Raw genomic sequence first — 10,988 nt, 5'->3', positions numbered from 1 at the left:
GCGCTGCGCAGCAGGCCGCGCTGCTCGAAGCGCCTGGGCGCGGGGAGCCCGTCGCTCAGCACCGCCGCCTGCTCCGGGCGCCAGCCGATGTCGGCCGCGACGGGCAGCCCGAGCTGCCGGGCGATCTCGGCGTCGCTGTACGGCATGCCGGGTCCGACGACCAGGAAGCCGGGCCGGGCGTCCGGCGCCGTCTCGTCGATCGACTCGCGCAGGCCGGGCAGGTGCAGGCGCGAGGCGGCCAGGGAACGCAGATTGCTGCGCACCACGACGAGCACGGCGTCCGCGGCGGCGAGCAGCGGGCGGGGCAGGCCGGTGCGCCCGATGCGCCCGGCATCGATGATCACGTCGGCCCCGCTGCCCGACAGCGCGGCGAGGGCCTCGGCCAGTTCGCCCCAGACCGGCTCGAAGACGGCTGCCGAGCCGGGGTGGGTGAAACCGGGCAGGAAGCGCCGTGCCGGGCCCGGCTGCCCGGCCGGCCCGACCGCCTCGCCGTCCGTCCCGTCGGGCCCGGGGCCGAGGAGATCGATGGTACGGCTCCACAGCAGTGGGGCTATCGGCTGCATCTCGCGGTGCGCCTGGGCCAGGTCGACCAGGCCCCGTGATGCGACGGGCTCGGCGTGCAGCCAGCCGGCCTGCACGCTCTGGGCCGGGTCGCGGTCGCAGTCGGCGAGCAGCGCGCTGCGCGGCCAGCCGAGTGTGAGGGCCAGCGCCGAGGTGGTGACGCCCGGCGATCCTGTCGCCGAGCACAGCATGACGAGGGTCATCATGCACCGCCGGTCTGGACGACGACGAGGCGGCCCACGGAGGCCAGGGAGGCCAAGTGCAGTGCGATGTCCGCGGAGACCTGCACGTCGAGCGACCAGGAGCCGTCGCTGGCCTGGACCGGCGAGCCGACGACGGTGCCCGGCGCCTGCTCCCTGGCGAACTCCGCGTCGGGCTCGTCGTCCGGGGCCGGGGCGGTGGCGATGATCACGCTCGCGCCCGGTGCGAGGGTGCTCGGGGCGCGTCCTGCCGGCAGGTGGAGGCCGATGACCGAGGTGCCGTCGGCGATCCGCGGGTCGCCGATGGACTCGGCCGCGACGAGGGACCCCGCGGGCAGGTCGACGAGCGCCGTGCGCCCGATCAGGGCGTCGAGGCGCTCGGCCGGGACGGTGGAGATGCCGACGGCCGCACCGATGCTCGTCGTGGTCAGGTCGCCGGCGTCGACGTGCTCCCCCCTGGCCAGCGCGTGGACGGCGACGACCACCTGGTGCGCGTGCGTCGTCTGCTGCCAGGCGAGCGCGCAGCCGAGCCCGCCGAGGCAGGCGCAGAGCACGCCGACGAGGATCAGCCGCGGGCTGCGGCGGGCGCGCAGTGAGGACGTCCTCGTCCGTTGCAGGGACGGGGGCGGTTGATGGGTCGGGACAGCCATGGGGGTGGGCCTTTCGCCGGGACCGGCGCTGGTCCCGTACCGGAAGTCAACCGGAGCCCCCGGCGCCCCCACAAGGACTCCGGCGAAATGTGGATAACTCCGTGCGCCACCGGGCCGGAGACCGGCCCGGTGGCGACGATCAGCCGTAGCGCTTCTGCATCGCGCCCTCGATCTCCTCCAGGGACAGGCTCGAGGTCTCGGGCATGACCTTGATGAGGATCAGGGCGAAGACCAGGTTGACGACGGCGTAGATGCCGTAGGTGACCGCCCCGCCGAGAGCTTCGAGCATGGGCGGGAAGCTGAAGGTGATGATCGCGTTGGTGACCCACAGGATGAAGACGGCCGAGCCGTTGGCGATGCCGCGCACGCGCAGGGGGAACATCTCGCCGAGCATCGTCCACACGACGGGGCCGTTGCCGCCATTGACGATGAGCATGAACAGCCCCATGACCGCGAGGATGACGAAGGGGGCCCAGATCGGCGGATCGCCGTGGGAGTCGAGCGCCGGCTGAATCGTTCGCGCGAAGAGCAGGGCGATGGCGCCCAGCGTCACGAAGGCGGAGAACAGGCAGGTGATGAGGATCCGCCGGCGCGGGACACGGGATATGAGCCACAGGCCGGCGAGACCGCCCAGAACGCCGGTGATGCCGATCGTGACCTGGGCTGTGATCGAGGCCGAGGTGCCCAGCCCCGCGTACTGGAGGACCTTCGGCGCGTAGTACATGACCGTGTTGACGCCCGTCGTCTGGTTGGTGATCGCCAGGAAGCAGCCGACGAGGAAGAGCTTGCGCAGCCAGGGCGTGCGCAGGACCTGCCGGAACGACCCCTTGGAGATCTCGGCCTGCTCGCTCCGATGGGTGGCGACCATCTCCTGGAGCTCTTCGGCGATCGATCCGTCCCTGCTGGTGTCGCGCACGCGCTTGAGGGAACCGATGGCCTCGTAGTACCGCAGGTTGTTGGCGTACCAGCGCGGCGACTCGGGCATGAGCCTCATGCCGGTCCACAGCGCGATGGCCGGGATCGAGGCGAGGACGAGCATGAGGCGCCAGCCGCTGCCGTTGCCGCCGCCGACGACGAGATCGGAGACGTAGTCGTACCAGGCGCCCGAACCGAGGTCGCCGCCCTGGGAGGCGAGCAGGGCGTTGACGTTGTCGAAGGGCTGCACACCCGCCCCGAGGCGGCCGCCCGGGTCGGAGACGATGTCGATCCGGGGCCCGCCGTAGGTGGCGTTGATGATCGCGTTGAAGCTGTAGGCGAGCAGCTGCCCGGTGAGGATCATCACCTGGTCGACGGCCACGATCGAGCCGCGGATGCGCTTGGGCGCGGTCTCGGCCAGGTAGACCGGCACGGTGGCGCTGGCGCCGCCCACGGCGAAACCGAGGACGACGCGGAAGGGGTACATGACCCAGATGCTCGGCGAGGCGGCGGTGCCGATGGCGCCGATGAAGAAGATCGCGGCGAGCACGAGGATGTTGTGGCGGCGCCCGTAGCGGTCGGACAGGCGCCCGCCGAGGAGGGCGCCGAGAGCCGCGCCGAGCAGGAGGGTCCCGCCGACCCAGCCCTCCTCGGCGGCTGTCAGGTGGAGCCCGCCGGCGGCGTGGGGCATGTACATGTAGGGCAGGGCGCCGGAGATGACGCCGGTGTCGTAGCCGAAGAGGAAGGACCCGAGGGTTGCGACGACGGCGACGAAACCGATGGTGCGCTTCGTGCCGGAAGGCGGGGTCCTCTCGACGGCGTCGTCGAGCTCGCGCCGTGTCATCGGCGCATTGCTGGTGGTCATGGGGGATGTCTCCTGTGGTGGATGGCTGCGCGGTGATGGCCGCGACGGTGCTGGACGGCTGCCGGGACGTCCAGCGCTGCGCGTCCCGGCAGCCGTGCGTCGGAGGCCTCCGGGAAGGGGGCCGACGCGTGACGGTCGATCAGGATCGGGGCGTGAAGGTGCTGATGAAGGTGTCCAGGGCGTCGGCGGGGTCCCCCTCGGCCCAGGCCTCCATGGCGACGACACCCTCGTAGCCCATTCCGGCGAGCGCCGAGGCGACGTTCGCGTAATCGATCTCTCCGGTGCCGGGCTGGCAGCGCCCGGGGACGTCGGCGATCTGGATCTCCCCGATCCAGGGCAGCGACTCGCGGCAGGTGTCGATGAGCCGGCCGTCGCCGATCTGGGCGTGGTAGAGGTCGAGATTCATTCTCAGATGGGGGGAGTCCACCGCGGCGACGAGGGCCCGGGTGTCCCCCGGATGGGAGAAAGGCGTACCGGGGTGGTCGGTCGGCAGATTGAGGTTCTCCAGGGTGAACACGACTCCGGACTGTCGCCCCAGGGCGGCGATCCTCTCACAGGTGAGGGCCGCCCTGGCCCACATGGCCCCGGTGACCTCGGTGACGGGCCGGACGGGCAGGCCGCGGCCGTCCAGCCCGGTGCCGTGGAGGTTCAGGCGGGGGCAGCCGATGACGGCGGCGGCCTCGATCGAGCGCCGGGCCGAGCTCAGGAGCTCCTCGATGCCGTCGGCCTCGGTGAGATCGCCGGTGACGTAACCGGTCATGGAGCCGAAGACCGCCCCGGTGGCGGCCATGTCCTTGAGATTCTTCCCGGGTCCGGCCCAGTCCCAGATCTCGACCTCGAGTCCGCGTTCGGCGATTCTCTCGACGCGCTCCAGCAGCGGCAGATCGGTGAAGACCATTTCGGCGCAGGCGGCCAGGGTGAACGGGGATTCCTCCGCGGTGATCATCGGGAGACCTCCTCGATGGTCACGGGGCGGTTCTCGGCGGCTGAGCGGATGGCGGCCGCCGCGATCCTCTGGGCGCGCACGCCGTCGGCAGCACCCGGGTAGTCGACGTCTTCTCCGGCGATGGCGCGGGCGAAGACTCGGAGTTCGTCGCGGTAGGCGGCGTGGTACCGGGAGGTGTCGGTGCCGGCGGTGGCGACGGACTTCCCGGCAGCCGTGAAGAGGCGCGCGCCGGAGGAGGTCGGTTCGCCCATCTGGACCATGCCCCGGGAACCGAGGACCTCGCCGCGCAGGTCGTAACCGTACATGGCGCAGAAGGAGGCCTCGGCCGTGGCGAGCGCCCCATTGTCGTAGCGGATGGTGACGACGGCGGAGTCGCGGAAGCCGGAGTCCTCGGCGTCGGGCCGTATGAGGGCCTCGGCGAGCGCGTAGACCTCGACGGGCTCGGAGCCCGCGTTGAGCCAGTTGAGAGTGTCGAAGTCGTGGATGAGGGTCTCGTTGAAGATCGTGGCGGGTGCTATCCGGGCCGGGTCGGCTGTGAAGGGCCCCGGATCGCGCGTGAGGGAGCCGATCCGCTGGACCGAGCCCACGGAGCCCGCTCGTACGGCCCGCGCGGCTGATGCCCAGGCCTCGACGAAGCGGCGGTTGAAGCCGATCTGGAGGATGATCCCGGCCTCACCGGCGGCTGACGCGGCGCGTTCGGCGTCGGCGACGGTGAGGGCGAGCGGCTTCTCGGTGAAGACGTGCCTGCCCGCGGCGGCGCAGGCCTCGATGAGTTCGACGTGGCGGGCGGCCGGCGAGGTGATGACGACGGCGTCGACGTCGGCCGAGACGGTCCCGGAGGAGTCGCGGGTGATGGCGGGCACGCCGAGTTCGGCGGCGAGATCGTCCAGCCGCGGGGCGAGGGGATCGGCGAGGAGGACCAGATCGAGGCCCTCGACCTCCCGCGCGATGGTGCGGGCGTGGTGGGTGCCGATGCGTCCGGCCCCGACCAGTGCGATGCGAGTCATGGTGGCTACTTCCTGGTGGGCCCGTGCGGGACGGGCTGCGACGGTGGGAACGACGACAGTGTTGCTTCGTACGTACGATTAATACGTACGAATTCATGTCTGGGATGATTATGCGCTGATCCTCCGGGGTAATGTCAAGGGGGAGTGGCGGGGAACCCGCCGCGGTTCGGGCCCGCGACGGCCCGCAGTCGGGAAGGATCTGGGGAGAGCGGATGGCCGCGGGGAAGGGCTCGGCCAGGCGGCCGACCATGTGGGACGTCGCCCGGGAGGTCGGTGTCTCCCAGTCGCTGGTCTCCATGGTGTTCCGGGACATCCCGGGGCCGGGCGAGGAGACCCGCCGCAGGATCCTCGAGACCGCCGCCGCCATGGGCTACGTGCGGAACGAGCCCGCCCGCTCCCTGCGCTCCCAGCGGCCCACCGCGATCGGCGTCGTCTTCCGCACCCACCAGCCGTTCCACGACGAGATCGTGGACGCCCTGTACGCGGCGGTCGCCCCCACCCCGCACGATCTCATGCTCTCCGCCGTCTCGGACTCACGGTCCGAGCGGACCGCAGTCGAGGAGCTCATCGGCCACCGCTGCGGTGCCGTCGTCCTCATCGGCCCCCGGACCGGGGACGAGGAGCTGGCCGGGTGGGCTGGGCGAGTCCCCCTCGTCGTGGTCGCCAGGCGCCTCGCTGCGGGGCCCGGCGCCTGGGTCCTGTCCGATGATGACGAGGGGATGCGGATGATCGTCGAGCACCTCGTCGGCTTCGGGCATCACGACATCGTCTATTTCTCCGCCGCCCTCGAGGCCGGCGGTCGGGAGCGTCTGGACGCCCTCGGGAGGGCGGTCGCCGGCAGCGGGGATGGCGTGCGCGTGCGCGCCGTCCCCGCGGGCATCACCGAGGACGAGGGGGCCGCGGCCGTGGCCTCGGCCCTCGCCGGGGGGCGCCGCCCCACCGCGATCATCGCCTTCAACGACCGTTGCGCGCTCGGCGTGATGGAGGCGCTCCATCGCCGTGGTCTGAGAGTGCCCCAGGACGTCTCCCTCGTGGGTTACGACGACTCCTCCATCGCCGCGCGCAGCACGATGGACTTGACGTCGGTGCACCAGGACACCGGAGCGCTCGCCTCCATAGCCGCCTCCCGTGCCACGGCCCGTATCGCCGGGGACGACGACGGAGCGGGCGGCGACACCGTGCCCGTCCGGCTCGTCGTCCGTTCGAGCACGGGCCCCGCTCCGCAGGACGCCGGATCCTCGCACTCCTCGCGGCGCCGGTGAACGCGACCGGCGCGAGGACGGCGCCTGTTCAGGAAATCGGGGACGAGGGGCCCCGGGGGCGATCTCCGGGAGAATATGGGGGCAATCGTCGTCAGGAGCTCCACCTCATGTCCGAAACCGCTACCGCCGCGAAGGCGAAGGACCCGGTCGACCGGGTGCCCCCCGTGGGCAGACTCGCCGTCCTGGGCGTCCAGCACGTGCTGGCCTTCTACGCCGGCGCAGTCGTCGTCCCCCTGGTCATCGCCGCGGGCCTCGGCCTCGACTCGGCGACGACGATCCATCTCATCAACGCCGACCTGTTCACCTGCGGCATCGCCTCGATCATCCAGTCGGCCGGCCTCGGCCCCCGGATCGGCGTGCGCCTGCCGCTGCTCCAGGGCGTCACGTTCACCGCGGTGAGCCCTCTCATCGCCATCGGCCTGGCCAACGGCGGCGGGGTCGCCGGCCTCGGCGCCATGTACGGCTCGATCATCGCCGCCGGGCTGCTCACCTTCCTCGCGGCGCCCCTGGTCGCGAGGCTCCTGCGCTTCTTCCCGCCCGTGGTCACCGGCACCCTGCTGACCGTCATGGGCACCACCCTGATGAACGTGGCCGCCTCCGACGTCGTCGCCTGGGGCACCGGGGCCGCCGAGGGGCAGGACGCCGGCGCCCTGACCGTCCGCGGCCTGTGCTACGCCCTGCTCACGCTCGCCGTCATCGTCGTCGTCCAGTGGCTGTTCAAGGGCTTCGCCGCCACCATCTCCGTGCTCATCGGCCTCGTCGCCGGCACACTCGTCGCCCTGGCCCTCGGTGACGCCGACTTCTCCGCCGTCGGCCGGGCGGGGGTCGTCGGCGTCACGACGCCCTTCCACTTCGGCCCGCCGCGCTTCACCGCGGCGGGCATCGCCTCGATGGTCATCGTCATGGCGATCACGGCCGTCGAGACCACCGGCGACGTCTTCGCCACCGGCGAGGTCGTGGGCAGGCGGATCACCTCGCGGCACATCGCCGACGCCCTGCGCGCCGACGGCCTGTCCACTCTGCTCGGCGGCGTGCTCAACTCGTTCCCCTACACCTGCTTCGCGCAGAACGTCGGTCTCGTGCGCTTGTCGCGCGTGAAGTCCCGCTGGGTCGTCACGGCCGCCGGCGCCGTCATGATCGTCCTGGGCCTGCTGCCCAAGGCCGGGGCGGTCGTCGACTCGATCCCCTCCCCGGTCATCGGCGGCGCCTCGCTGGCCATGTTCGCCTCCGTCGCCGTCGTCGGCATCCAGACCCTGCGCACGGTCGACCTGCACGACAACCGCAACTCCGTCATCGTGTCCACCTCGATCGGCCTGGCCATGCTCGTCACCCTCCAGCCCCGGCTCGCCGAGACGGTGCCCGGCCGGCTGCAGATCTTCTTCGGCTCCGGCGTCACCCTCGGCGCGGTCGTCGCCATCGTGCTGAACGTCCTGTTCTTCCACGTCGGCCCGCACCGCGCGCCCGACGTCGCCGTCAGCAACGGCAGGAAGGTGAGCCTCGAGGCCGTCAACCGGATGAGCGGGGCCGAGTTCGCGGCCACCTTCGGCCCGCTGTTCAGCGGCGCCGACTGGCCCGTCGAGCGCGCCGGGCAGGCCCGCCCCTTCGCCTCCGTCACCGCCCTGCGCCAGGCCTTCGAGAACGCCGTCCTCACGGCCGCCCCCGACGAGCAGAAGGCCCTCGTCGGCGGCTACTACGACATCGCCGACCTGATCGAGGAGGGCGGGGGCGACCGCCAGGCGCGGATCGACACCGGCTCCATCGCCCTGGACCGCATGGACGACGTCCAGCGCGGCGAGATCGCCGCCGCCTCGGCCGCCTACCGCGAGCGCTTCGGCATGCCGCTCGTCGTCTGCGTGGCCAACCTCGCCTCGCGCGAGCGGCTGGTCGCCGACGCCTGGCGCCGCATCGAGCACTCGCCCGAGCTGGAGCGCCGCGTCGCCCTGGGCGAGATCGTCGAGATCGCCGAGGACCGTTTCGACCGGCTCGTCGCCGACGCGAATCCGGTGCGCAGCGCCTGGGCCCGCAAGTTCGAGCAGCTCGGGGGCTGAGCCCGGCCCGGGCCCGCCACGACGGGAAGGGCCCGGGCGCCCGGGGTCAGGACCGCTGCGGGCCGTGGTGCCCGGGGCACTGCGCGGCGGCCCGGGCCGGGCCGCCGCCATGTCGTCTCTCCTCGTCATGGGGTCATCGGTTCGCCGGGTGCGGGGGCCAGGCCCTGGCCGTCCCGTCGAAGGGCGCGGTGGCGCCCGCGACGCGGGCCAGGGCGGCGATCGCGCCGGTGACCACCATGATGCCCGCCACGGGCAGGGCCCCCCTGCCCTCCAGGGCGCCCAGGACCGACGAGACGACGGCCGCCATGGCGAACTGGAAGCCGCCGAGCAGGGCGCTGGCACGGCCGCTCGCCCCCGGCACGGCCGACATGGCCAGGCTAGTCGAGTTTCCCAGGTTGAAGCCGCAACTGCCCACGGCGATCGCCAGCGGGATGAGGATCCAGCGCGTCGGGATGCCGCTGAGGACGATGGCCAGCATGCCCGCCGCGCCGATGATCGTCAGCGCCAGGCCGATGCTGAGCAGGCGCCCCGGGCCGTACTCGCGCACCGCGCGGGCCGAGTACGTGCTGGCCGCGGTGAGCACGAGGGCGTTGGCGCCGAACAGGAGGCCGTACTGCAACGAGCTGAAGCCCATCACCGACTGGTAGAGGAAGGAGGAGCCCGAGATGTAGGCCATCAGCGTCGAGAACGAGAAGACGAAGCAGACGGCGTGGGCGACGAAGCGGCGCGACCCGAGACGCGGCCCGGCCTCGGGCGATGCGGCGCGGGCCGCGCGGATCCCGGCGCGGCGCCGCGGCGGCATCGACTCGGGCACCAGTGCGATCGTGAGGACCAGCGCGGTCAGCGAGACGACGACGATGAACCACATCGGCACGCGCCAGCTGCCCACGGCCAGCAGCAGCGAGCCGAGGAGGGGCGCGATCACCGGGACGACGCCGTTCACCAGCATGACGAGCGTGAAACCGCGCGCCGCCTCGGCGCCCCGGGCCCTGTCGGCGATCACCGCGCGCCCGATCACCATGCCCGCGGCGCCCATGAGACCCTGGACGAGACGGGCGGCGATGAGCAGGCCGATGCTCGTGGCCATGGCGGCCGCGATGCTGGCGACGACGGCGATGACGCAGCCGATCAGCAGCGGGGTGCGGCGTCCGAAGCGGTCCGACAGCGGGCCGAACAGGAACTGGCCGATGCATCCGCCGGCCAGGAAGGCCGTCATCGTCAGCTGGACGGGGCCGCCGCTCGTGTGCAGGTCGACGACCAGCTGCGGGAAGGCGGGCAGGTAGAGGTCCATCGCGACGGGCGCGAAGGCGGCGAGCAGGCCCAGGGCCGTCAGGGGGGCCCCGCTCAGCGCGCGTCTCCCTGCCGGCTGCGCGCCCGCCGCTTCGGCAGAGCCCGGAATGGTGTTGACGGGGGACACGGTGATCGACTACCTCGAGGATGGGGCGGGCGCCGGTGATGGCGCATTGGTTATAAGAATATAACGAGGTTTCCAGGCGGTTCCGCGCAGGCGGTCCTCCGCGCCCGGGGGTGAGGAGTAGGGAATGGACACGAACGACCAGCGCCAGTTGACCGAGTTCGCCACGGCCATCCGCAGCCTCGTCTTCTCGCTGCGCCGCGACGCCGTGACGGACGTCGGTCTGGAACCGCTCACCGCCGCCGAGGTCGAGGTGCTCCACTGGGTGCTGGCCCACCCCGGTACCACGTCCGCCGAGATCAGCCACGGGCTCGGGCTCAAGCCCTCCAATGTCAGCGTCACCGTGCGCGGCCTCGTCGCCGTCGGGCTCCTCACCCGTCGCGTGGACGAGGCCGACCGCCGCCGCCGAGTGCTGGAGGCCACCGACAAGGCCCTGACCGACCACCGCCGCATCGACGGGGCCTGGACCGGGATCATCGCGGACCTGCTCGACGGTTTGGGCCGGGATGAGCGGCGGGCCGTACTGGCCGCCGCCGCCCCGCTCGGGCGCCTGGCGCAATTGCGCCACGGGGCCGGGCGCTGAGGCCCCGGCGGGGCTCAGCCCTCGCCGGATCCCTGCTCGTCGCCCGCATCGCCCTCGTCGTCGGAGGCCAGGATCAGGTAGATCTGCTTGCGCGTCGCGTCGAGGAGCTCCCCGACCTGCCTGCGCTGCGCCTCCGTGCCCGATCGGGCGACCTGTGCGACGGCACCGCGCAGGCCCTCCATCGCCGGGCGCAGCTTGAGCATGCCGGCCATGTCGCGCGTCATGCGCTCCCACGGGGCCCTCCCGGACGCCTCCTCGAGGCGCTTCGTGCCGTCCTCGGTGATCGTGTAGATCTTCTTGCCGTCCTCGCTCTCCCGGCAGGTGACCAGCCCCTCGTCGGTCATGGCCTGGAGCGCCGGGTAGACCGAGCCGGGGCCCGGCCTCCACAGGTCCTGCGACTTGGAGGCGATGGCGGCCATGATCTGGTACCCGGTCGAGGGCTGCTCGGCCACGACGCGCAGTACGGCCTGGCGGACGTCGCCGCGCCGGCCGCGGCCGGGGTGGGCGGGGCCGCCCCGGCGGGCGGCGAGGCCCGCA

The 10,988-nt window shown here is 72.4% G+C and carries 10 protein-coding genes; 3 read left to right on the top strand and 7 right to left on the bottom strand.

All coding sequences use genetic code 11. The features are described from left to right. From R2N01_RS09745 to R2N01_RS09725, 5 genes are all read right to left on the bottom strand, one after another. On the bottom strand, nt 1-767 hold a 767-nt coding region (locus tag R2N01_RS09745), incomplete at its 3' end, for a hypothetical protein (protein ID WP_316670650.1). Next, on the bottom strand, nt 764-1,411 hold the full coding sequence (locus R2N01_RS09740) for an SAF domain-containing protein (protein ID WP_316670649.1): 648 nt from the start codon (nt 1,409-1,411) through the stop codon (nt 764-766). The genes R2N01_RS09745 and R2N01_RS09740, both read right to left, overlap by 4 nt. 139 nt (nt 1,412-1,550) lie before the next feature. After that, a complete protein-coding gene (locus R2N01_RS09735) occupies nt 1,551-3,191 on the bottom strand; it encodes an MFS transporter (protein ID WP_399553275.1) in 1,641 nt (546 codons plus the stop codon). A gap of 139 nt (nt 3,192-3,330) precedes the next feature. Next, complete coding sequence (locus R2N01_RS09730) at nt 3,331-4,137, bottom strand: TIM barrel protein (RefSeq protein WP_316670648.1); 807 nt, start codon at nt 4,135-4,137, stop codon at nt 3,331-3,333. Next, a complete protein-coding gene (locus R2N01_RS09725) occupies nt 4,134-5,144 on the bottom strand; it encodes a Gfo/Idh/MocA family oxidoreductase (protein ID WP_316670647.1) in 1,011 nt (336 codons plus the stop codon). The genes R2N01_RS09730 and R2N01_RS09725 overlap by 4 nt, the downstream gene beginning before the upstream one ends. A gap of 212 nt (nt 5,145-5,356) precedes the next feature. Between R2N01_RS09725 and R2N01_RS09720 the strand changes: the two genes are divergently transcribed. Continuing rightward, nucleotides 5,357-6,406: a LacI family DNA-binding transcriptional regulator gene (locus R2N01_RS09720; RefSeq protein WP_316670645.1), complete on the top strand. Its 1,050-nt coding sequence runs from the start codon at nt 5,357-5,359 to the stop codon at nt 6,404-6,406. A 107-nt stretch (nt 6,407-6,513) separates the two neighbouring features. Beyond that, on the top strand, nt 6,514-8,454 hold the full coding sequence (locus R2N01_RS09715; protein WP_316670643.1) for a solute carrier family 23 protein: 1,941 nt from the start codon (nt 6,514-6,516) through the stop codon (nt 8,452-8,454). Nucleotides 8,455-8,587: 133 nt separating this feature from the next. Here R2N01_RS09715 and R2N01_RS09710 read toward each other — a convergent pair whose 3' ends face one another. After that, complete coding sequence (locus tag R2N01_RS09710; RefSeq protein ID WP_316670641.1) at nt 8,588-9,871, bottom strand: multidrug effflux MFS transporter; 1,284 nt, start codon at nt 9,869-9,871, stop codon at nt 8,588-8,590. A gap of 124 nt (nt 9,872-9,995) precedes the next feature. On the opposite strand from R2N01_RS09710, the gene R2N01_RS09705 reads away from it, so the two are divergent. Beyond that, the gene (locus R2N01_RS09705; RefSeq protein WP_316670639.1) at nt 9,996-10,451 is read left to right on the top strand and encodes a MarR family winged helix-turn-helix transcriptional regulator; all 456 of its coding nucleotides are present in this window, start codon (nt 9,996-9,998) and stop codon (nt 10,449-10,451) included. Between the two features lie 14 nt (nt 10,452-10,465). On the opposite strand, the gene R2N01_RS09700 is transcribed toward R2N01_RS09705, so the two are convergent. Then, nucleotides 10,466-10,988 (bottom strand): PadR family transcriptional regulator (locus R2N01_RS09700; RefSeq protein WP_316670638.1); only part of this gene is annotated, 523 nt, incomplete at its 5' end.

The organism is uncultured Propionibacterium sp., from assembly GCF_963539965.1.
GTDB lineage: Bacteria > Actinomycetota > Actinomycetes > Propionibacteriales > Propionibacteriaceae > Propionibacterium.
Note: the sequence above shows the minus strand (reverse complement) of the source record. Positions and strands in the feature narration are given on the sequence as shown.

Excerpts from the sequence above, each read along its gene's own strand:
- R2N01_RS09740 (WP_316670649.1), bottom strand. The coding sequence starts at position 1,411 with ATGGCTGTCCCGACCCATCAACCGCCCCCGTCCCTGCAACGGACGAGG.
- R2N01_RS09735 (WP_399553275.1), bottom strand. The coding sequence starts at position 3,191 with ATGACCACCAGCAATGCGCCGATGACACGGCGCGAGCTCGACGACGCC.
- R2N01_RS09730 (WP_316670648.1), bottom strand. The coding sequence starts at position 4,137 with ATGATCACCGCGGAGGAATCCCCGTTCACCCTGGCCGCCTGCGCCGAA.
- R2N01_RS09725 (WP_316670647.1), bottom strand. The coding sequence starts at position 5,144 with ATGACTCGCATCGCACTGGTCGGGGCCGGACGCATCGGCACCCACCAC.
- R2N01_RS09720 (WP_316670645.1), top strand. The coding sequence starts at position 5,357 with ATGGCCGCGGGGAAGGGCTCGGCCAGGCGGCCGACCATGTGGGACGTC.
- R2N01_RS09715 (WP_316670643.1), top strand. The coding sequence starts at position 6,514 with ATGTCCGAAACCGCTACCGCCGCGAAGGCGAAGGACCCGGTCGACCGG.
- R2N01_RS09705 (WP_316670639.1), top strand. The coding sequence starts at position 9,996 with ATGGACACGAACGACCAGCGCCAGTTGACCGAGTTCGCCACGGCCATC.